The 21710-nt window shown below is 48.8% G+C and carries 26 protein-coding genes; 7 read left to right on the top strand and 19 right to left on the bottom strand.

Annotated features, from left to right (window positions below):
* Positions 1-88 precede the first annotated feature (88 nt).
* Entirely contained in the window at positions 89-610 is a 522-nt protein-coding gene (locus tag RN22_RS11970; RefSeq protein ID WP_046304474.1) for a GNAT family N-acetyltransferase, read from the bottom strand.
* Between the two features lie 198 nt (positions 611-808).
* Between RN22_RS11970 and RN22_RS11965 the strand changes: the two genes are divergently transcribed.
* Together RN22_RS11965 and RN22_RS11960 are read left to right on the top strand one after the other, a co-directional pair.
* On the top strand, positions 809-1114 hold the full coding sequence (locus RN22_RS11965; protein WP_052737531.1) for a hypothetical protein: 306 nt from the start codon (positions 809-811) through the stop codon (positions 1112-1114).
* Positions 1115-1563: 449 nt separating this feature from the next.
* A complete protein-coding gene (locus RN22_RS11960) occupies positions 1564-2904 on the top strand; it encodes a calcium-binding protein (protein ID WP_046304471.1) in 1341 nt (446 codons plus the stop codon).
* A gap of 62 nt (positions 2905-2966) precedes the next feature.
* Here the strand turns inward: RN22_RS11960 and RN22_RS11955 are convergent, their stop codons facing one another.
* A complete protein-coding gene (locus tag RN22_RS11955; protein ID WP_002536158.1) occupies positions 2967-3599 on the bottom strand; it encodes a flavin reductase family protein in 633 nt (210 codons plus the stop codon).
* Positions 3600-4027: 428 nt separating this feature from the next.
* On the opposite strand from RN22_RS11955, the gene RN22_RS11950 reads away from it, so the two are divergent.
* On the top strand, positions 4028-4681 hold the full coding sequence (locus tag RN22_RS11950; protein WP_046304468.1) for a heme-binding beta-barrel domain-containing protein: 654 nt from the start codon (positions 4028-4030) through the stop codon (positions 4679-4681).
* A gap of 50 nt (positions 4682-4731) precedes the next feature.
* On the opposite strand, the gene RN22_RS11945 is transcribed toward RN22_RS11950, so the two are convergent.
* Positions 4732-5631: a 1-aminocyclopropane-1-carboxylate deaminase/D-cysteine desulfhydrase gene (locus RN22_RS11945; RefSeq protein ID WP_046304502.1), complete on the bottom strand. Its 900-nt coding sequence runs from the start codon at positions 5629-5631 to the stop codon at positions 4732-4734.
* Between the two features lie 157 nt (positions 5632-5788).
* Between RN22_RS11945 and RN22_RS11940 the strand changes: the two genes are divergently transcribed.
* Positions 5789-6160, top strand: a complete 372-nt coding sequence (locus RN22_RS11940; protein WP_046304466.1) for a hypothetical protein — start codon at positions 5789-5791, stop codon at positions 6158-6160.
* A gap of 22 nt (positions 6161-6182) precedes the next feature.
* On the opposite strand, the gene RN22_RS11935 is transcribed toward RN22_RS11940, so the two are convergent.
* Positions 6183-6647: an Lrp/AsnC family transcriptional regulator gene (locus RN22_RS11935; protein WP_046304464.1), complete on the bottom strand. Its 465-nt coding sequence runs from the start codon at positions 6645-6647 to the stop codon at positions 6183-6185.
* Between the two features lie 147 nt (positions 6648-6794).
* Between RN22_RS11935 and RN22_RS11930 the strand changes: the two genes are divergently transcribed.
* Positions 6795-7760, top strand: coding sequence for a hypothetical protein (locus tag RN22_RS11930; protein ID WP_046304462.1), 966 nt, complete (start codon positions 6795-6797; stop codon positions 7758-7760).
* A 241-nt stretch (positions 7761-8001) separates the two neighbouring features.
* Positions 8002-8823 carry a c-type cytochrome gene (locus tag RN22_RS11925; RefSeq protein WP_046304460.1) on the top strand — a complete coding sequence of 274 codons (822 nt, stop codon included), beginning with the start codon at positions 8002-8004 and terminating at the stop codon, positions 8821-8823.
* A gap of 49 nt (positions 8824-8872) precedes the next feature.
* On the opposite strand, the gene RN22_RS11920 is transcribed toward RN22_RS11925, so the two are convergent.
* On the bottom strand, positions 8873-9448 hold the full coding sequence (locus RN22_RS11920; RefSeq protein ID WP_046304458.1) for a redoxin domain-containing protein: 576 nt from the start codon (positions 9446-9448) through the stop codon (positions 8873-8875).
* Between the two features lie 133 nt (positions 9449-9581).
* On the opposite strand from RN22_RS11920, the gene catB reads away from it, so the two are divergent.
* Positions 9582-10211 (top strand): type B chloramphenicol O-acetyltransferase, encoded by a 630-nt coding sequence (gene catB / locus RN22_RS11915; RefSeq protein WP_046304453.1) that lies wholly within the window; start codon positions 9582-9584, stop codon positions 10209-10211.
* Between the two features lie 31 nt (positions 10212-10242).
* Here the strand turns inward: catB and phnP are convergent, their stop codons facing one another.
* The 14 genes from phnP to phnC all read right to left on the bottom strand — a co-directional run bounded on the left by phnP (position 10243) and on the right by phnC (position 21530).
* On the bottom strand, positions 10243-11001 hold the full coding sequence (gene phnP / locus RN22_RS11910; RefSeq protein WP_046304451.1) for a phosphonate metabolism protein PhnP: 759 nt from the start codon (positions 10999-11001) through the stop codon (positions 10243-10245).
* A gap of 64 nt (positions 11002-11065) precedes the next feature.
* Positions 11066-11728, bottom strand: coding sequence for a DapH/DapD/GlmU-related protein (locus RN22_RS11905; RefSeq protein WP_046304448.1), 663 nt, complete (start codon positions 11726-11728; stop codon positions 11066-11068).
* Positions 11721-12296: a ribose 1,5-bisphosphokinase gene (phnN, locus tag RN22_RS11900; protein WP_046304447.1), complete on the bottom strand. Its 576-nt coding sequence runs from the start codon at positions 12294-12296 to the stop codon at positions 11721-11723. The genes RN22_RS11905 and phnN overlap by 8 nt, the downstream gene beginning before the upstream one ends.
* A 20-nt stretch (positions 12297-12316) precedes the next feature.
* The gene (phnM, locus tag RN22_RS11895; protein ID WP_046304445.1) at positions 12317-13453 is read right to left on the bottom strand and encodes an alpha-D-ribose 1-methylphosphonate 5-triphosphate diphosphatase; all 1137 of its coding nucleotides are present in this window, start codon (positions 13451-13453) and stop codon (positions 12317-12319) included.
* Between the two features lie 15 nt (positions 13454-13468).
* Entirely contained in the window at positions 13469-14191 is a 723-nt protein-coding gene (phnL, locus tag RN22_RS11890) for a phosphonate C-P lyase system protein PhnL (RefSeq protein ID WP_197076288.1), read from the bottom strand.
* 8 nt (positions 14192-14199) lie between these two features.
* Entirely contained in the window at positions 14200-15021 is an 822-nt protein-coding gene (phnK, locus tag RN22_RS11885; RefSeq protein ID WP_046304498.1) for a phosphonate C-P lyase system protein PhnK, read from the bottom strand.
* Positions 15012-15899 carry an alpha-D-ribose 1-methylphosphonate 5-phosphate C-P-lyase PhnJ gene (locus RN22_RS11880; protein WP_046304443.1) on the bottom strand — a complete coding sequence of 296 codons (888 nt, stop codon included), beginning with the start codon at positions 15897-15899 and terminating at the stop codon, positions 15012-15014. Before RN22_RS11880 ends, phnK begins: the two co-directional genes overlap by 10 nt.
* Positions 15896-16996, bottom strand: a complete 1101-nt coding sequence (locus RN22_RS11875) for a carbon-phosphorus lyase complex subunit PhnI (RefSeq protein ID WP_046304442.1) — start codon at positions 16994-16996, stop codon at positions 15896-15898. The genes RN22_RS11880 and RN22_RS11875 overlap by 4 nt, the downstream gene beginning before the upstream one ends.
* On the bottom strand, positions 16987-17595 hold the full coding sequence (gene phnH / locus RN22_RS11870; protein WP_046304441.1) for a phosphonate C-P lyase system protein PhnH: 609 nt from the start codon (positions 17593-17595) through the stop codon (positions 16987-16989). Before phnH ends, RN22_RS11875 begins: the two co-directional genes overlap by 10 nt.
* Positions 17592-18044, bottom strand: coding sequence for a phosphonate C-P lyase system protein PhnG (gene phnG / locus RN22_RS11865; RefSeq protein WP_046304440.1), 453 nt, complete (start codon positions 18042-18044; stop codon positions 17592-17594). Before phnG ends, phnH begins: the two co-directional genes overlap by 4 nt.
* Positions 18045-18740 carry a phosphonate metabolism transcriptional regulator PhnF gene (phnF, locus tag RN22_RS11860; protein WP_046304439.1) on the bottom strand — a complete coding sequence of 232 codons (696 nt, stop codon included), beginning with the start codon at positions 18738-18740 and terminating at the stop codon, positions 18045-18047. It abuts the gene before it with no gap.
* 71 nt (positions 18741-18811) lie between these two features.
* Positions 18812-19600, bottom strand: coding sequence for a phosphonate ABC transporter, permease protein PhnE (phnE, locus tag RN22_RS11855; RefSeq protein ID WP_002536190.1), 789 nt, complete (start codon positions 19598-19600; stop codon positions 18812-18814).
* A 73-nt stretch (positions 19601-19673) separates the two neighbouring features.
* On the bottom strand, positions 19674-20669 hold the full coding sequence (phnD, locus tag RN22_RS11850) for a phosphonate ABC transporter substrate-binding protein (RefSeq protein WP_046304438.1): 996 nt from the start codon (positions 20667-20669) through the stop codon (positions 19674-19676).
* Between the two features lie 27 nt (positions 20670-20696).
* Entirely contained in the window at positions 20697-21530 is an 834-nt protein-coding gene (phnC, locus tag RN22_RS11845; protein ID WP_002536192.1) for a phosphonate ABC transporter ATP-binding protein, read from the bottom strand.
* Positions 21531-21710: the final 180 nt, after the last annotated feature.

Genomic DNA, 21710 nt, shown 5'->3' with positions numbered 1-21710 from the left:
TAAAAATAAAAATAGCACGAACGTTCGATAGATCAATCACTGAATGCGCTGGTCAGAGTAGTCGATACCACCCATCCGCAAACTAATGTCATTTGAGATACCGACTCATGACAAGGGTATCCCACTCGCGGCCTGCAAAAGTAACATCCCCGGTACGACGTTCAATTTCCCTCATCCCCATTTTCTGACACAAGCGAATAGCAGCTTTGTTTTCAGCGATCGTTTCCGCATAAAGCTGCTGAATGTCGAGAGATTCAACGCCATATGCCACCAAGGCTGTCATCGCTTCTTCAGCCAGTCCTGAATGATGAAACTCACGTGACAAACCGCACCCTACTGACGCCTTTCCTGACTGTTCTAACCTGAGCCCTACCGTTCCCATAAACTGATCCGTTTCTTTATCGCAAACTGCCAACTGATAATGTGTGCGTGGTATGGAGATCGCCTGCTCTTGAAACAAAGCCACCAAATATTCGGCTTTCTCTGCGCTAACATCATCAGGCGAATAGAAACGTTGATACTTCTCATCTTGGGTCATGCTGAAATAGTCAGGTAAATCCTCTTTGAGAAAATCCCGAAGCTTTAACCTTGGCGTGAATAATTCAAACATTTCAAATAACCCGTTCCGTGACTGATGGGAAAGAATTTCTTTCCAGTAATACTATCAAAATCAGCATCCTGGTTAAGGCCTCATTCAGTTATCCCCTTGAATCTTAACCCTTCCTGAACGCGATGCAGTTAACACTTTTCGACTCAATCTTTCATTGCTAACGTGATTTGGCATCAACGCACTTATGAGGAAAAAACAATGAAAAAGGTCCTTGCTACATTGCTTCTTAGCCTTGCTGCCTCTCCTGCTTTTGCGGCCAATACGGAGATTAAGGTCACGCCGGTACACGGCGGTGCTTTTGTCAAAGTCACCCAAAACGGTCAACCTGTTGAAGGTGCTGAAGTGATTACCAGCTCCGATCTGCTTGGCTCCAAACTCACAGATGAATACGGCAGGGCATTCTTTTCAGCATCGCCACAAATCACCCAACGGGTTGAATTCAGCATGACCGATGCCGATGGATACACAGCGAGCCAAAAGCGCACGATTGAACGAAACGGTTAAAGTGCGCCCCCGCCGCGTCTTCTGCGCGGCGTGGGTATTGTCTGACTATTTATTCATCACATTAAGCGCTACAAAAGTACCAGCTGCCAGTTTCATTCTTTTTCCATTAAAAGCATAAAATTAGGCCTATCTAAACTGTGTATAACTTTCCACACCTAAAGCCAAACCTAAATTAGCTTTGTGTTTTTCGAATATTCATCACAATTTCTGCCAAAACCGCTCCGTTACAAGCCATGTCAGCCATACAACGGCATTTATTTCCACACTAATCCTAGATGAATTATTTCTACCTCCTCCAGGGTAATTATCATGATAAATACCTTGACATTCCCTATTTTGTCTCACCACAAAGACAGGTCAAACAGTGAGAGATGGCATTATTCCCCACCACGTGAAAGCGGTTTCTCCACGTTAGCATTTCAATCTCTCAAAATAAGGAATAGGAACCTATGGCGAATATCATCAACGGAACCGAAAACGACGACATCATTGAAGGCACAGACGGTGTCGATTTCATCTATGGCCATGGTGGTAACGACTACATCCAAGGCTGGGATGGAACAGATTACATCTACGGTGGTGATGGCGATGACACGGTTATCGGAGGCGATGGAACAGACGAAGTACACGGTGATGCGGGTAACGACTGGGTACGTGGTGGCCTTTTGAATGACAACCTGTTTGGCGATTCTGGCGATGACCGTGTTGAAGGTTTCGATGGTGACGACAACCTTTACGGCGGTACCGGGAATGACGACCTCTATGGTGGCAAAGGCAAGGACAATGTTTACGGTGGCGATGGCAATGACCGCGCAAGAGGTAATGAAGGTGATGACTTCGTTAGCGGCGGAAAAGGCGACGACATCTTATTCGGTAACACGGGCAATGACGTGCTCGAAGGCGACGAAGGTCATGACGTACTTTGGGGCAACGAAGGTACCGACAAACTAGACGGCGGATTGGGCAACGACAAACTCTTCGGTGGCGAAGGCGATGATCTGCTTTATGGTAAAGACGGCGACGATCTTCTGGAAGGTGGTGATGGCCATGACGAAATCTACGGTGGTTTGAACAACGACTATCTCGATGGTGGCAATGGCAATGACATGCTTAACGGTGGCTACGGTAACGATGAACTTCATGGCGGCCTGGGTAATGACGAACTGTATGGCCGTGGCGATGACGATCAAGTCTTTGGTGGCGCAGGCGATGACTATGTCAGTGGTGGCCTGGGTAACGACTTCGTCAATGGCGGTTCCGGTAACGACACCATTTTGGGTGAAGAAGGCGATGACCACCTGATCGGGCTCGAAGGTAGTGACACCATCTATGGCGGTCTCGGCAATGACTTCATCGACGGCCACACTGAGAACGATATCCTCTACGGCTGGTCAGGCAATGACACCCTGCGAGGTGGCTTAGGCGACGACAAACTGTTCGGTGAAGCAGATAACGACAAGCTTTACGGTCACGACGGACTGGATCGCCTGAATGGCGGTGGCGGTGACGACTATCTGGATGGCGGCATGGGTCGTGACATCCTGACTGGTGGCGCTGGCCGCGACACCTTCTTCTTCAATAACAGCAGTGAAAACGACATCATTCTCGACTTCAATGGCAACCTGGACACCATTGCAATTCAGAAGACGCTGGCAACACGAATGTCAGACATCAACATTCGTCAATCTGGTGAAGACGTGATCATGACATTTGATAAAGCACCAACCAAGATCGTGCTGGATAAGTTCAGCGCAAACGATCTCGATGCATCTATGTTTGATTTCGTATAATCCTGAAAACTCAAAAGCGGAGGTTTCCCCTCCGCTTTTCTTTTTTACAGCCAGATGCTTTCTCAGTCGATAACATCTGGTTTCTTGTCTGGCTTCGCGTAGCTCAGTCGCCCTAACCTGTTGGTGACGTGGTAGCTATCTAGTCCGGAAACAGCCACGGTTTCCAGCGCTTCAATATCGATATACCCATCATGCGCAATCACATCGTCTTCCACCAGCACATGGTTGATTTCACCAATCACTAATACTGTACCGTTGATCTCCAGTGTTTGTGATTCTCTCAACACCAGCGAGTATTTCAGTCGGCTTTCTGCGACGAAAGGTGCTTTGGCTTCATCAACCCATTCAGGTGTCAAACCAACCTCATCAAACTCTGAGACTTGCTGCTCATAACGTGCTGAAGTTTGGTGGGCTTCCCTCCAAATCTCAACGTTGACCTGATTGATAGTGTATTCGCCAAGTTCGAGAATATTTTCCAACGTGTCTCGGGTGACAGTGTGAGGACGCATGATCATGCCCACCAAAGGCGGGTTGGCTCCAATGTGGAAAACGGAGCTTACGATCGCGAGATTATGATTGCCCTTTCCATCCGTTGTACCAATAAGATTTGCGCTTTTGAAACCGGAAAGACTGTTAATGAGCTTGGCGCGATACCTGTCTTCAAGCTGTCTGAGCGCTTCGATGTTGAAATGCATGATGGCCTCTCGTTGTCATATTTGCCTTTCAATACCAGATTAACGCCCATTTCGATCAATTATTCCGTCTCCAGAATTGCACTTTCCCTTGTTAATTCTATGTTAACCTCGCCCCTGCGAATGCTAGATTTATGGGCATAACCTCTCACTATCATCGTCCACTCAATGAAAGTTCTCAATAACAACCAAATAGTCTGAATTTTACTGATTATTATTGATTTTCCGGTTTTGTTTCATCGCAAATAAACTGATGGCATTGGTCTATCTCTGACTACATTCTTTGTCATTGCTTCCTTAGGATCTACTCGCCTGTTCCAACTCGCACAACTCAATAACCCACGCATTTTAGCGCTCACAAGCTACGCAGGGGTTGAGTGAAGAAAATACCCAACGGAAAGCGTGGGCTTAACAAATAAAAGGAAGCAATAATGAGCAAAACAACAATCAAAATCGCGCTGCTGTCATTGGCTGTTTCAGCCAGCGCTACATCTTATGCTGAGGACAAAGCAACCAATCAAGAAGGCGTGATAGACGGCATCAACTTCGGCCCATTGGCACAGTTAGTCGGCACCTGGAAAAGCACTGAACAAGGTGGCGTAGATGTCGCCCCTGCTCAGTCGGGAACAGAAAATGGCAAAGGTGCGCCTGCTGCTACACCACTGTACGAAGTGATGACATTTGAAGTTGCCGCTGATGCCACCAATGCCAGCGAACAGTATCTGGCTGCGATTTACTACAAACAGGAAGTGTTCCGTAAAGCCGACGACACCAAATTCCATGACCAGCGCGGCTATCTGATTTACGATCACAAAAATCAGACCGTTTACAACTCTTTCTGTGTGCCTCGCGCGACTTGCGTCGTAGCAGAAGGTAAAGCAGGCAACGACATGACTCTGGTTGCTTCTGGTGACGGTATCGCGCAATCAGACTTTATGGCCAATAATGCCAGCACCAAAGACTTCACCATGAACATCAAAATCGATGGCGACAAGCTGACTTACACTGAGACAGTTAAGCTCGATATCTACGGAAAGCCTTTCTCACATTCAGACAGCGACACACTGATTCGCGTCAACAACTAACAAAAACGCCCTCCGGTATGGAGGGCGTTTTCTTAAAACTCTAAGCAACGTCATTCACCGTACTTTCGTTGGTATCTCGGCAGCATGCTCTCGTTGCCGATAATGCCCCCTTGATGGACATAGAGCAGCGTCTTGTTCTTATTTTCCAGTAACCAATCGCTCAGACATCGCCACATCAAAGGGTCGTACAACAAATCAAACTCAACCCCGGTCTGTTCCAGTAAGGCTTTCCATGTTTGGTAATCTTGACGATATAGTTTTCCGAAATGATGCTTAGACGGTGTCTCTAATACCGCAGGGAAAGAAGTTTCACCGAGCTCCTTAAATTGCTCAACCAAATAGTCTTTTCCCCCCACACACGGGCAGGTCAGAACTTCAATACCATGTGCTTTCAAATGCTTGTGTAAGAACAACGCTGTGGTTCCGGTTCCTGACGGCAGCGCTACACAGACATTTTCCATGTGGTTGGATTGCACCCACTCCAAAATCTCTTTCGCCAACGTCACAACGCCCCGCTCTGCAATGGGAGAACGCCCACCTTCTGGCACATATAAACATCCCTCGCCAAGCCGGTTTGCATGAATGTAATCATGGGGATGAATAGGCTCATCCGTCAGCTCCGAAACTGCAATCACTTCCGCGCCCAGTTCCAACGCGATCCGATAGTTCCCAATCGGGTTTTCCTTCAACCAACCGGGAATACGATCGACATAAAACTCCAGCTGCCAGTCTTTCATCTTCGCTAATGCCGCCAGCGAAAGCAGTGAATTTGCCTGGGGAGAACCATAGCCAATCAGATGAGTAACACCCTTGTCTTCCAGTTCCAATAACGCCATCAATTTGCGCGCTTTGTTGCCAGAAAAATGCGGGTGGAGCTGGTCGTCGCGTTTAAGGAAGAAGGAATGGCCTTCAAAGCGATGCTGCGTGACGGGGGTTTGGGAGAGTTTCATCATTGCTGAACTTGTTTGGTGAAGGTTACATCATATCTCAGTTTGCCCACCGTATAGCTGCCACTTCTTACGAATGTATACTTTCTATTCAAACTTTAACGATATGATGAGATAACGACCTAAACAAACGTCGAGCGAAATGGAAAAGGAGTACTCGATGTCAAATTTCCTATGGACTATCTTTCAGTCGGGACAAATTGGACGAAACCATTCAACAGCGACTCAAGCTTCGGTCAAATCTGAGCGCAATGCCAGGGACGTAAATTACCTCGAAGACAGGTTAGACACCCTATCTCTTGCCAATCAGGCCATGTGGGAATTACTGTCCAACCATCTCGGTTATACCGAGGATGATCTTCTGAAGAAAATGGAAGAAATAGACATGAGAGACGGCGTGCTGGATGGGAAAATCACCGTATCTGCTGTTAAAAATTGCCCGGAATGCGGACATACCATCAGAAAGCGCAGGGCAAACTGCTACGGGTGTGGCGCGGCATTAAAGGGACCGACACCATTTTCCGAAGCGTAGATGGGTTTTGGGGACGCGTTATCTATTCCCCCAGCCCAATTGCCGTCTCAAACTTCACCTGACGCCTCGCGACTGATGTGTGGAACTTACGGATATTCAGGTCAGTGTGCAGCACTCGCTCGACAAACGCTTCATAGGCTTTGATATCCGGTACATTGACAATCAAAACAAAATCATAGCTTCCGGAAATCTGGTAACACTGGGTCACTTCTGGCGCTTTTAGAATCGAAGCGCGGAAAAGCTGATAGATTTCCCTGCGGTCGCGCTCCATTTCCACAGAAACAATCATGGTCATTTTCACGCCCGCTAAGTCCGGGTTAAGAATCGACACATCTTTCGCGATAACACCTTCATCACGAAGTCGCTTTACACGTTTCAAACAAGCAGGGGGAGACAGTCCTACCCGCTCTGCGAGTTCAACGTTGGCAATACGGTTATCAGTTTGAAGTGCCATCAAAATACGCTTGTCGATACGATCAATTTTCATATTTCTTCACTATCCATTTTCTTAGCCTTAAATTTCTTATACGCCCAAACAAAAGAAATAAACAGCTAATTATCCCCACCAAATAGAAATTTAGTCACACCGAAACGGTTTAGTATTAAGTTTCTCAGCAGCACAAGGAGGTGGGATATGAAACAAGTTGTGAATTTTTTCCAGAGAACGTTAGCCGACAGCATCAATGTTGCAATCACACTTTATAAGGTGATGATTCCCACCATCATTGTGGTAAAGATCTTCGAGGAGTTCGGCGGTGTGGTCTGGTTTTCCAATTTCATTGCGCCTCTAATGAATGCAGTTGGCCTTCCCAGTGAAATGGGCTTGGTCTGGGCGACCGCTATCTTTGTGAATATATACTCTGCCCTTGTCGTTCTTATAAACACTGATGTCACCATGTCAGTAGCCCAAGCTTCCATTCTAAGCAGCATGATCTTGCTTGCGCACTCAATGCCAATTGAAGTCGGGCTCGCCAAGAAATCCGGTGTTTCTGTCTGGTGGAGCATTCTTACCCGTGTTGGCGGTGCATTGCTTCTTGGCTGGCTCTTACATTTGACATATAGCGCAACGGGATCGCTGCAAGAACAGGCACAAATCATCTGGCAACCCTCTATGGAAACAGACACGTCGCTTGCAGCCTGGGGGATTAGTCAGCTCCAGAATTTGATTTTGGTCTTCGTGATTATCGTCGCCTTGATATTCGTACTAAATATTCTCAAGGTAATAGGTATTGAAAAACTTATCGCCAAGGCACTAAGCCCTTTCCTTCGTTTGCTTGGCATCAGCAAAGAGGCCACAAATCTGACGCTGATTGGCATAACTTTGGGTCTTTCATATGGAGGTGGCCTGCTCATCAATGAGGCCAAGAAGGGACATATACCGCCTCGGGATATATTTACAGCCATTACTTTGCTCGGGCTACTGCACAGCCTGATCGAAGATACCCTCTTGATGCTGGTGATTGGTGCTGACTTTACTGCCATCTTCTGGGGAAGATTGGTCTTTGCATTGGTTTTAGTGGGTGTTGTATCCAGACTAATGCGACTGATCGATGGCAAACGCTATGAGCGCCTTTTCTACCGCTCCGTTGCGACTGCTTAGTCTACTCAAATAGGGGGAGTTTCTCCCCCTTACATCTTACCTTCCCCAATTAATGCCTACCCTTTTTGTCTTTTTTATAAATAAAGACCATATAATCTTTACAATATTCACCTTCAGTCATAACACTCCGAAAAATTAACTTGATCAGTTTCAAAGTAGCCAAATAAATATCAATACAATCAGTCTCTAAGACTACTATCAAAATGAAACCAAACAGGATGTTCAATAAAAAGGTGACAATATGTTCAGGTTCGTTTTTGCAATATTGCTAGGTTTTATTTCGTTCCAGAGTTCAGCAGATGACCGAAAGTTAGAATTCATCCTCAAAGATGGACAGCAGGTACTCTTTGAGAAAACAGTGGGCATTGATCAGATGGAAGCGTCGGCGGCTCAGCGCTCACTGTCGTTTCAGTCTCCCGTTTACAACAAGCCAATGGCTTACGAAGGTCTGTCCTTCAAAGATGTTGCAAGCCAGGCCGGCGTTGACTTCAGCAAAGTAGAAGAAATCAAGTTTGTCGCGTTGGATGGCTTTGTCGCCACTTGGTCTAAAGGCACAACGAAAAGCCCGCTGGTCTTGGTGACTGGCGAGCAAGGTACTGAAGGGAAATTCACCGACATTGGTGAAGGCAAAGAGACGCTCAATCCTGGGCCATTTTATGTCATGACGACAGATCCTAAAGAATATAACAATTGGATATGGCCGTTTCAGGTTTATAAGATAGAGCTTAATTATCAAGCGCCAAAACCGGATTATTACCCTTCGGGAGCGGAAGATAAACCCGTTATTATGGCCGGATACAATGCATTCAAATCCACATGTATTTCTTGCCATTCTATTAATCTGGAAGGTGGCGACATTGGCCCGGAATTAAATATTCCCAAAAATATTACTGAATATAGAGATATCGAGTACTTAAAGGCTTTCATTAAGAATCCGAACTCATATCGAGCCAAATCTCGGATGTTGACGTTTGAACATCTTTCCGATCAGCAGTTGAATGAGCTTATCGAATATATGGCTTATATGGGCTCATTGAAAATGCTTGATAAGATTAACGAGTGAAACCAAAAGAGCCGGCCACGTGTCGGCTCTTAACTTCAGGTAGTTTGACTTACACCTTGCAACCATGCTCGTCACACCCATTATGATCATCGACAGCCTTGCCGTCCTGACTATGAGTGCTTACAGTCTGGCTTTCTGCCTCAGCGTTTGCTCCCTCTTCCAGCAGCGAACCAATAAGCGCTCCCACCTGCATATCACTCAGCATACCGAAATGGTTAAGCCTGAGTTTGCCATGCTGATCCAGAATAAGAAGCGTCGGCGTTCCACCAAACTGATAGCGATCCATGGTCTTTGGGATTGGGTTGTGTTCACTGGGTTGATCAATCGCTACAGGAAACTGAATGCGATATTCATGAATAAACGCCCTCAATGCATCCGGAATCATCACATCGTGATGCTCAAAAACAGAATGCAGACCAATGACCTGAACGCCTGAGTCCGAGAATGTACTCTGAATGTTCTTTGCCAGTGGCAGTCCATGGGAAATACAACCAGGGCACAGCATTTGAAATACATAGATGACAACGACTTTCCCCAGATATTCATTAAGTTCGATAGGTCGCTCCGTATTCAACCATTCACTAGCGGTCAGCTTGAAAGTCTGACCGGATAATACACTCGACATATTTTCCTCCCATCAATATTAGTTTCGATACGAAACCAATATATCTTTCTGCAGATACTCACGTCAAGTTTCCTTTGGTTGTCCAATATCTCAGGAGTATCATTCTCGCGCAGCAACTTCAGTGAAAAAGACCATGAACTATTTCGAATCGCCTTTTGTTGGTAAGCCCATCGCTGAGCAGATTACCAATCCAAATATCATTGTCGGCAGACACAGCTACTACTCTGGCTATTATCACGGCCATAGCTTTGACGATTGCGCTCGTTATTTGATGCCCAACCGAGATGATGTCGACAAGCTCATCATTGGCAGTTTCTGTTCCATTGGCTCCGGCGCAGTATTTATGATGGCGGGCAATCAAGGCCACAGATCGGATTGGGTCAGTACCTTCCCGTTTTTCTATCAGGACAATGAGAACTTTACTGGTGCCGAAGACGGCTTCAAACGCGCCGGTGATACAGTGATAGGTAACGATGTTTGGATTGGTTCAGAAGCCATGATTATGGCAGGCGTGAAGATTGGTGACGGTGCCATCATCGCCAGTCGCGCGCTGGTGACGAAAGATGTCTCACCTTACGAAGTGGTGGGTTCCAACCCTGCCAAGCACATCAAGTTCCGGTTCAGTGAACCGGAAATACAAATGTTGATGGAAATGCAATGGTGGAACTGTAGCGATGAGCAATTGAAGGGCTGTATGGATTTGATGTGCTCTTCAGACATTGAGGGGCTATACAAATATTGGCAGACCCAAATTACCAATTAGCGCTTTAGTTCAAAAGGGCGAGAAATCGCCCTTATATCTCCATCCCTTCCCTGCCAATTTCCATCCAGTCAGGTATCCCGTTATCCATTAACCAGCAATCCAGTTCATGACCAATGTGGGTGATGATCAGTTCTTTCGGCTGGAGGTTTTCATAAATCTGCCAGGCCGCTTCAACGTTTCCGTGGTTTGAGCCCTCGTGCTCGGGCGGAAATGAGCAATCGAGAATCAACGCGTCCAGTTGCGTTAACGAGGCGAGGAAATCAAGCGTTTGGGCTGGCAGTCCGTCTGTATCGGTGAGGTAAGCAATACTTTTTGGCCCATATTCCAGCAGGTAACCAACAGTCGGCCGCGAGTGTCTGAGTTGAAGTGGGGTAACACGCAGTCCATTAATGTTGACTACATCACCATGGTTCATTTCCGGCAGAAATCTCAGGCAGCCAGGGTGCTTGAGAAGATCAGCACAGCCTTGCTCATCATCTGGACACCACACAGGGATGGACGATGGGTTGCCCCACCTTAAATGAAAAAGACCTTGAACATGGTCCACATGAAAATGCGTAAGCAAAAAGCCATGGTAGGTGCCTGCGGGAAAGCGCTCGTGCAAGTCCATCAGGCCTGCATCAATTAATAGTCTTTCTCGGGTGCTCCCTCTACCCCATTCCACCATTGCGGAGCAGGGTTTTCGCTCAAATGCAGTGTGCTCTCTGGCCCGCCGACACGCCCCACATTCACATCCATACAGGGGAACGCCCCCTGCCGCCCCTGTCCCTAACAAGGTCACTCTCAACATTAATCCTTCCATGCGCGAAAAAGTTGGGTATGTACCCAACTTTATACCCTTTAAATTTTGACAGTCAGTGGCGCTTCTCTACTGCTTCAAGAAAGGCTTCGGCACTTTGCTGAAAGTATGGAAAATACTGCCTAATTTTCTCTTCCGGCCAATCCCACCAGCACAGGCTTTCCAACTTTCTCGCGGTGTCTGGATTTTCAAACCTTGGCCGCAACATCTTCGCTGGATTACCAACCACAATGGTATAGCTTTGCACATCTTTGGTGACTACGCTGCCTGCGCCGATGATCGCACCATCTCCGACGCTGACGCCGGGGAGAATGATGACACCATGCCCAATCCAGACATCATTCCCAATCGTCACCCGGTTTTCCGCCCGCCAGTCGAATACCTCTGCATCCTTGTCTGAGCCGGCCTGATGGAGATCTTCCATTCCATATTTTCCGGGACGATAGGTAAAGTGATGTAACGTCGGCCGCCACCAAGGGTGGTTGCCGGGATTAATCCGAACCTTTGAAGCAATCGAGGTGAACTTACCAATGTCAGTGTTCGCCACTTCACTGTCGGGACCAATATAGCTGAAGTCTTGCAGCGCAACATGTTCCAATAATGTACGTTCCCCGACTTCAGTCCATCGCCCGAGCACCGAGTCAGTTACCACAGCATCGCGACAAATTGTTGCCTCTTCATGCAAAGTGAGATTTGTGTCAATGTGATGCTTATCCATGGTGATTGCCTCCGTTTTCTTTGCAGAGTGCAATATCTAATTGGCAGGCAAACTGAGCAACGGTGTCTTCAAGTTTCCCGCTGTTGTTGAGATGAATCGCATTGGCCGGGCGCATCGCATCATAGTGAATGGCGCGTTCCAATCGCTGGGCAATTTCTTCTACGCTTTCTCTGCCCCGGGCTTCGAGACGTTCTCTAAGTGCATCAGGGTTGACTGAGATCCACACGACTTCCAGTTGTTCTCCAAATACCCCTCTGGCAAAGGGTAGATACGCGCGAGAACCATTCACCATCACATCCATGCCCGACGCCAACCAAGTTTCCACTTCACGCCCCACCCCATAGCGAAGTCCGTTCGCTCGCCAGTGCATGGAAAACAGTTCTTGCTTAATACGAAGATCAAATTCGTCATCTGACAAGGCAACGTGATTTTCACTGCCAGCCGAAGCGGGTCGCGTAATGTAACGATGTGCCACCATCAACTTTTGGCAGAAGCGCTCTCTGGCGGCATTGATCAGCGAATCTTTCCCTGCCCCGGAAGCACCAAGAACATAAAACAGCTTTGCCATTTTCTTTTCCTGCCTTTGGGTTAAAACACGCGGCGTCCTTGACGCCAGACCTGCTCCACATAAGGCTGATCGTAATGAAGCTCTACGAGCAGCAGATCTGCCCGCATGCCTTCTTTGATGATGCCGCGATCTGAAAGACTAAGCGCGGACGCTGGGTTACGTGTCGCCAGGCAAGTCGCCGAGGCCATATCCAGCGCATTGCGTTCATCATCTGCAAGACGGAAAACCGCATCCAACAAACTGCCAGGGAAATAATCAGACGACAGTGCATCTAACACGCCCAACGACGCCAGCTCATGCGCTGCGACATTGCCTGAGTGCGAGCCACCACGAACCACGTTGGGCGCTCCCATCATGACTTTCAGACCAAGTTCGTGGGAGCGTTGCGCCGCTTCAATAGTGGTAGGGAATTCCGCCAAAACCAGTCCCAAAGCACGGGATTCTTCAACATGGGCCCGGGTCGCATCGTCATGGCTTGCAAGAGGGATATTTCGCTCATGGCATAGGCTAGCAATCGCTCGTCGGTTTAAGTCTGACCATACCGCGGACTTTTCCCGCTGGTCTTGTTCGAATGCGGCCATTTCCTCGTCATTGAGGTTGTATTTACCCTGATAGTATTCGTAATACTTGGTGAGATTCACGAACTGGCGCTGACCCGGAGAGTGGTCCATCAGGGAAACCATATGAGTCTGATCCAAGTCCAGATAAAGCTTAGCTAAATCAACCGTCGTCTCGTGGGGCAACTCACAACGGATATGAACAAAATGCTCAGCGCGGTTCAGACCTTTTTCGCCACTTTGGACAATGGTATTGATCATCTTGTCGAGGTTATCCTGACGATGACCACCATCGCGCACATCACCGACTGCAATTGCATCCAGAACCGTTGTGATACCAGCTCCGATAAGTTGCGCATCATGCGCTGCCATGGCCGAGAATGCAGGCCAGCTGACCTTTGGTCGCGGCGTGAAGTACTTTTCCAGATTGTCGGTATGCAGCTCAATTAGCCCCGGCATCAACCATCCCTGATTGCCATCTACTGCTCCTGGCTGATAGCTGGGCGAATCAGACATAGCGCGAATAATGCCGTTCTCAACTTCTAACGAGCCATTAACGACTTCGTCTTCCAACACCAGTTGAACATTGGTAATGATCATTGTCGCTTCCTTCCCTTAAGCCAGTTTCAATGTGGCGGTTGAAATGTCGTAGAACTTATCTGCCACTTGCTGGCGGACGTATTCGTCGTGAAATATGCCAACAATTGCGGCGCCCCGTTGCTTGGCTTCCAGAATGAGTTCAATCACGACATCACGGTTCTTTTCATCCAGTGATGCCGTCGGTTCATCCAGCAACAGAATCGGTGATTCAACGATAAATCCGCGTGCAATGTTCACCCGTTGCTGCTCACCACCAGAAAATGTCGCGGGTGCCAAATGCCATAAGTGTTCCGGCACGTTGAGTCGTTTCAACAACGCCCCAGCCTTTTGCCGTGACGTTTCTTTGCACTCCCCTTGCTCCACCAGAGGCTGCGCAACAACATCCAGTGCACTGATTCTGGGAATAACACGCAGAAACTGGCTCACCCAACCTAAGGTGTTTTTGCGAACATCCAGAATGTCGCGGGGCAGCGCACTGGCAATATCCACCCAATGCTCGCCTTGCGTTCTATTTTGGTGTCGTACCTTAATTTCGCCGTTATCGACGAGGTAGTTCGCATATAGCGCGCGGAGCAAGGTACTCTTTCCTGCACCGGAACGGCCCAGCAGTACAACGCATTCCCCTTTGTCGACAGAGAAGCTAGAGTCAGCAAGCACGGAGAGCTTTGCACTGCCTTGATTGTGAAGAACGAAAGTCTTACTGACATTCGACACGCTTAACATGGTTGTGTTTGTCATGGTCTTCCCTACCCCTGCAAGACGGATGATACGAGCAACTGTGTGTAAGGATGTTGCGGATCGTCGAGCACCTGGTCGGTCAGCCCGGTTTCAACAATTCGACTCTCTTTCATCACCACCAATCGGTGAGCCAGTAATCTCGCGACAGCTAAATCATGGGTCACAATGACCACAGACAGACCTAAGTCCGTAACGAGATTTCGAATCAAATCCAGCAGCCTTGCCTGCACAGAAACATCAAGCCCACCTGTCGGTTCATCCATAAAGATGAGTCTTGGATGCGTCACTAGATTGCGGGCAATTTGCAGCCTTTGCTGCATGCCGCCGGAGAAAGTGATTGGCATGTCGTCGATTCGGTCTTTAGGAATCTCCACCTGAGAAAGCCAGTCCAACGCTTGCTCCCGAATATCGCCGTAATGTCGGTTTCCTACTGCCATTAATCGTTCGCCGATGTTGCCACCAGCAGAAACCCGCGGGCGTAATCCATCCATCGGATGCTGATGAACCACACCCCAGTCAGTGCGCAGTAATCGACGGCGCTCACTTTCAGAAAGCGCATAGAGGCTCGCTTGAGAGCCATCTTCAAACTGGTAATTCACTGCGCCACCATCTGGCGTTTCACGACCTGAAAGCACACGTAACAAGGTGCTTTTTCCTGAGCCTGACTCACCCACAATACCCAGCACTTCGCCTGGCCATAAAGCAAAAGAGATGTCCTGACACCCCTTGCCTGGCTGATAAAGCTTGGTGAGGCTTTCTACTTCTAATAGTGGCTGCAAGTTCGTTGCTCGCAGCGTCGCGTGCTCGCGACCTAACTCTGTTACTGACACGCGCACTTCTCCTCTTGCTCCTTTTTCAGAGCATTTTTTGACTGCTGGTCATTGCAATAATCGGTATCAGAACACACGAAAATTCGGTTGCCTTTATCATCTGTCACTACCTCATCCAGAAAGCTGGTTGTTGAACCACAGATGCTGCAAGGCTCACCCCATTGCTGGATTTCGAAGGGATGATCGTCGAAATCCAGACTCTTCACATCCGTATAAGGAGGAATGGCGTAAATACGCTTCTCACGCCCAGCGCCAAAGAGTTGCAGCGTGGGCATTTGATCCATCTTGGGGTTATCGAATTTCGGTATGGGCGAAGGGTCCATGATGTAGCGACCATTGACCCGCACTGGGTAGGCGTATGCGGTCGAAATATGGCCATAGCGCGCGATATCCTCGTAGAGCTTCACGTGCATCACGCCATATTCTTCCAGACCATGCATTTTGCGTGTTTCCGTCTCACGCGGTTCAATAAAGCGCAGCGGCTCAGGGATCGGCACCTGGTACACCAGAATCTGACCTTCGTTCAGCGGTTTTTCTGGAATGCGATGGCGGGTTTGAATCAACGTAGCCTGCTCTGTGCGCTCAGTAGTTTCAACGCCGGCAACCTTTTCAAAGAAGTGGCGGATGGAAACCGCGTTAGTTGTGTCATCAGCCCCCTGATCAATCACTTTAAGCACATCAGGCTCACCGATAATGGCAGCGGTGATTTGAATACCGCCTGTGCCCCAGCCATAAGGCATGGGCATTTCACGGCCACCAAACGGCACTTGATAACCGGGAATCGCAATGGCTTTCAGCAGGGCACGTCGAATCATGCGTTTGGTTTGTTCATCGAGATAACCGAAGTTATAACCACTTTGAACGGCTTGCGTAGTCATAGCGCTTCTCCTTCGCCCGAAGCGTCGCGGGCATCAAATTCTTTTTGAAGCTTGCGGATGAGTTCGAGCTCAGCCTGAAAGTCCACGTAGTGCGGCAACTTCAGGTGGCTGACAAAACCCGCTGCTTCAACGTTATCGCCATGCGCTAACACAAACTCTTCATCCTGAGCAGGGCCTTGTGGCACTTCGTCATATTCGCCACATTGCAATGCTCTATCTACCAAGGCCATCGACATCGCTTTACGCTCAGAAAACCCAAATGTGATACCGTAACCTCTGGTAAACTTCGCTTTGTGCTTTTTACTGCCAGTGAAACCATTGATCATCTGGCATTCGGTCATTTCGATATCGCCAATTTCAATGGCAAAGCCTAACTCTTCAGGAACAACTTCAAGCGTGACGTTGCCAGAGCGGATTTCGCTGGCAAATGGGTGATTACGCCCGTAACCACGCTGGGTGGAATAGCCCAATGCCAGTAAGAACCCCTCATCACTGCGCGCAAGTTGCTGCAACCTTGCACTCCGGTTTGCCGGGAATGTGGGTGGCTCCATGGTGATATCATCCGGCGCTGCACCGTTATCTTCCTCAGTCACCGTTAGATCGAGGTTTTCCAGAATACTCATCACCCTTGGGCAATGCGCCATCTCATCGATATCACTCAGTCTGGCGGGTTCGCTACGATCTCCACCTTCAGCCAACAAAGCAAAATCAAGCAATCGATGGGTGTAGTCATAAGTTGGCCCGAGTACCTGCCCACCCGGCAAATCTTTATAAGTTGCAGAGATACGGCGCTCGATTTTCATCGTTTCGGTATTCGCAGGTTCCGTCACCGCCAGCCGAGGCAAAGTAGTGCGATAGGCGCGAAGCAGGAAGATAGCTTCCACCAAGTCACCGCCAGCTTGTTTGATAGCCAACGCCGCAAGTTCTTTGTCATAGATGCCGCCCTCGGTCATCACACGATCTGTCGCGCCAGCCAGTTGTTCGGCTATTTGTTTGACATTCAGAGCAGCTTGCGAAAAAGAGCCCCTGCGTTTTTTGTCCTGCAATTCATGAGCAGCAGCGATGGCTTTCTCACCGCCTTTTACAGCTACATACATGTGACCTCCTCAATTTCCAGCGTCACCTCTGTCGAGCGAGGCAATGCAATAATGTCGGAGCCGGATGTAAACAGAATGTCCACACCATGGGGGAAGTGGCTGCGTTTTGTTACCAAAGCCAGAAGCAGCAGCGGGTTCAAACCCTTCACTCTCATTTTTGTTGTCGACTGAATACCGGGGCCGGCCAGCACCAGCACATCACCTTCCTTCAGGCTGTCCACCTCAATAATCAACGTGGCGCTTCTGTCCGGATAGTGTTCGCTACCAACATTGAAACCTTCAAAGTCTTCCAGTTCACTGCCTCTGGCAAGCGCAAAAGCGGACTCGCACTTCTGACCAGAGAGCGGTGCGCCACAGTGAAAACGGATGTTTTCAACCAAAGTTTCATCTGCATTGAAGCGTTCTGATAGCCACAGACTGGTTGCGTTGTCGGCCAACGTCAGTAATACCTGAGTCGCTGCGCGGCTAGTTGTTCCAAACTGAGCGGTGTAGTCCAATGAAACCTGTTTCCCGGGGTGGGACATTGCCTCCATTAACTCTCGGAAGACCTGCTGTGCGTCATGCACGGGTGAGTTAAAACCCTCTGTTATCTTGCTCATTCGTCCTCTCCTCTCACCATGGTGAAAAAGTCAACTTTACTGGTCGCCACTTCCCTTGCACGCAACTGTTCTTGTTCTGCTTTTTCTGCCGCGAGCGGCGATATCAGAGCTTGCTGCAGCACATCATGTGCAGAGGTTTGCATCAATGCATCCACCACTGCAGCAAGTTCTGCATGCTGCTTGTTTCTTCCAGTGACATAGCTGTAGCCCAGCTCGCTACTATCCAGTCGAACTACCGCACGGGTGATGGTGACATCACCCATATTGAAAGCGTTCCCTGTACCGCCCATTCGAGCGCGTACCTGAGCCAACCCCAGTTCCGGTGCGCGAACCAACTGGTATTGCGGGTTAAGTGAGAGTTTTACCCAGTGCGTTATCAACGCATTGGCATCCGTTCTGGCGAGGACTGACATCCAGCGCTGGCGCGATGTTTGCTTTTCCTGTTCCATTCAATGCTCCAAAACAATCTCGACCAGATCAGAACGTGTGTGGGACGATGAAAACTCCACAATCTGGTCGGTTCCTGTGATCACGTTGGTGGTTTTAAACACCATGATGGGTGTCTTGCCGGATAACTGAAGCAATCGGCAATCGGTCTTTTTCGGCATCATGGCTCTGAGCCGAGTACTTTTACGGGTAAGGTGAACGTCCAACTTGTCTTTGAGAAAAGCGTGTAGCGAACCCACTTCGAAATGCTTCACTACCGGCCACCATTCAAGGTCAGCAAGGTAGTGGTCAATCACGCTCGCTGGCATGCCGTTTATCTTTCTAAGCGTGCGAAGTTTGATCACTTGCGATTCCAGCTCAACACCAAACATGCCTGCTATTTTCTCGTTCGCAGCCACCAGCCCCCTGCTGATCACCTGACTGGTTGGCAAACTGCCCTGTTCCATCAAGTTGTCCGTAAAGTGCGCTCCGGCGTGAAGTGGATAGTCAAACGGTTGGCTGACCACCATGTTGCCGCGCCCTTGTTGACGCTCGATGAGGCCGGTAAAAACCAGTTCGTCAATTGCACGTCTCACTGTGTGGCGGTTAACGTCATACTTCTTCGCCAGCTTGGATTCAGGCGGCAGGTAATCCCCCGCCTGAAAATAGCTGCGAACTTCCTGTTCAAGATGTCTGGCGATATCTAAATAAACTCGCATCTTTTATCCCTCCGCATTCCTCTGCGCTTATGGGTTATCTAGACAAGTTGGGTGAAATAAAAATCTGGCTGTTAAATAAACATCTTGCGGATGTACTGGGACGCGAAGTCGATAAGACTGACGGTCACAATGACTATCAACATGATGGCGGCGGTCTGTTGGAACTGAAATCCGCGAATCGCTTCCCAGAGCAACACACCAATGCCACCCGCACCAACCATGCCGACCACGGTGGCTGAGCGGACGTTCGATTCGAAACGGTACAAAGTGAACGAAATCCAAAGCGGCAATACTTGAGGTAACACCCCGTACATCACTTCTTCAATCTTGTTGGCTCCGGTCGCCCGAACCCCTTCGACAGGCCCGATATCGATTGCTTCGACCGCTTCAGAAAACAGCTTGGCGAGTACGCCCGTAGTGTGAACAAACAGTGCTAATACACCTGCGAAAGGTCCCAGACCGACAGCGACAACAAACAACATCGCAAAAACCATTTCGTTGATGGCACGCGCGGCATCCATCAAACGGCGCATTGGCTGATAAACCCACCAAGGCACAATGTTTTCTGCGCAAAGTAGTCCGAAAGGAATCGAAAGAAGGACAGAAAGCACGGTGCCCCAAATAGCGATTTGGATGGTGATCAGGGTTTCATCGACATAGAGCTTCCAATGCGTGAAATCCGGTGGGAAGAAATCAGACCCCAGCTCTGCCATGTTTCCAGCATCTTTAATGAGTTGCGCTGGATTCATCTCAGAACCTTGCCATGACCAGGCAAGCACGAGAGCCACAATCAACATGCCGACAAAGCGTTTCCAGTGAGAGGTTTGTGGCGCGGTTAAAACGGCGGTATTACTGCTCATTCTAAAATTCCATCAAGCTACAAATAACCGAGTTAAAAAGAAAAGCCGGAGAGAACTCCGGCTCATCAGGTACTTACTCCATCGCTTCCAAAGCACTCATTTGGCGGTTCAGGGCAGCCAGAGAACTTTTGATGCTTGCCAGCTCTGCGACTTGCTCATCAGAAAGCTTGTCTTGGTTGCTCAGGCCATTAAGCTGCTTGTAAAGCGCCAGTTGACGAATAGGCAACAGTTGCAGGTCGCTAGATGGTTTGAACGGTGCCCAGTCCAGGCCTTTCAGAATTGCCACTTCCTGCGCATCGCCGGTTGTGCCGTAGTTCATGAAAAAGCTGTAGATGTCTTCCTTCACGTTATCTGGCAGGTTCTTACGCCATACGATTGGGTCAGAAGGGATGAGTGGCGATTGCCAAATCACTTTAATATTTTTGAATTTTTCAGGATTGGTGCGCTCGAAACGACGCATGTTTTCGGTGTTGTTGGTCGCCACATCCACTTGCTTGTTAGCAACCGCGAACAGGTTCACTTCGTGGCTTGAGTTGAGCGTTCGTTTGAAGTCGCTTGGCTGGATGTTGTTCTTCGCGAACACATAGTAAGAAGGCACCAAGAAGCCAGAGGTAGAGTTAGGATCACCGTTACCAAAAGCCAGCTTGCTGCGGTTTGCAATCATGTCTTCAACGCTGTTGATTGGGCTGTCTTTATGAACCACCAAAAGGCTCCAGTAGCCTGGGTTACCCTCTGAGTCGACAGTTTGCGCGAAGATTTCACCGCCAGAACGGTCGACCGCTTCCATCGCTGATTTGTTACCAAACCATGCAACGTCAACTTTGTCGAAACGCATGCCCTGAATGATGCCCGCGTAGTCAGGAGCAAAGTAGGCTTTCACTTCCATACCCAGTTTCTTGCTCATGTCGTCTAGGAACGGGTCCCACACTGATTTAAGGTTTTGCTGGGATTCCGTAGAAATAATACCGAAGTTCAGGGTGTCCATTTTTTCCTCTGCAGACGCAGGTGCAGCGACGGCTGCAGCCAACATGCCAAGTCCACAGGTGAATGTGCGTAGTGCTCGTAACATCGTCATCGTCCTTTGTGTGTTAACGGTTTAACTGATGAGAGAAAGTGGTGCTTTTTCCACAGAAGCCGGTTGTTCTTCCATACCGACGTCCAATGTCATTTCTGATTTACTGCCATAAAGTTCAGCAAGGGCGTGTTTGTCGATTGCCGCGCTTTCTCCTTGATAGAAGATTTTTCCGTCTCGCAGTGCGACAACGTGCTGGCAGTATTTGAGGGCGTGATCGACCTGATGAAGAGTAACGATCACAGGGATACCCTCACGCTGGTTGATGTCGCTAAGCAGCTCCATCACGATGCGGGAAGATTCAGGGTCCAAAGAGGCAATAGGCTCGTCGGCGAAAATGATCCGGGCTTTTTGCATGAGTGCGCGGGCAATAGCCACACGTTGTTGCTGTCCACCCGACAGCGTAGAAACACGCTGATGAGCGAAATCTTGCATACCAACACGTTCCAATGCTGCCATCGCTTCTGCTTTCTGCTGCTTGGTGAAGTTACCGGTAAGCGTGCGCCAGAACGGCGTGTAGTTGAGCGCCCCAATCAGCACGTTGGTCATCACTGACAGACGGTTCACTAAATTGAACTGCTGGAAGATATAACCAGCTTGCGCGCGACAGTTGCGAACCTGACCTGAAGCTCGGCCCTGACTCTGAACGGTTTTACCAAGCACCTGGATCTGTCCGTCTTGCGTTTTATCAGAGAAGACCAAGCCGCTCAGATGGCGAAGTAGCGTTGACTTTCCTGAACCAGAAGGTCCAAGAAGTGCGGTCATTTCTTTGTGTTGGATCTTGAGGTTGATCTGGTCAAGCGCTTTGTTTTTTCCAAACGTTTTCGTCAGACCATTCACTTCGATAATGCTATCCATGTTTCAGGGAACCTCGTTATGTGGTGTCCCTATCGTGTGGTCTGTTTGTGTCGTTTTTATAACGAAATGGTGTCAGGGAAGTTGACGATTGAAGAGGTGAGACAGAGGTATAAATTGCGTGGAAGCGTTTGTATGCAGGGGCTGGAGGGGTTATCTAGATAGGTTGCTCGACTTGTCTAG

The organism is Grimontia sp. AD028 (genome assembly GCF_000973155.1).
GTDB lineage: Bacteria > Pseudomonadota > Gammaproteobacteria > Enterobacterales > Vibrionaceae > Enterovibrio > Enterovibrio indicus.
Note: the sequence above shows the minus strand (reverse complement) of the source record. Positions and strands in the feature narration are given on the sequence as shown.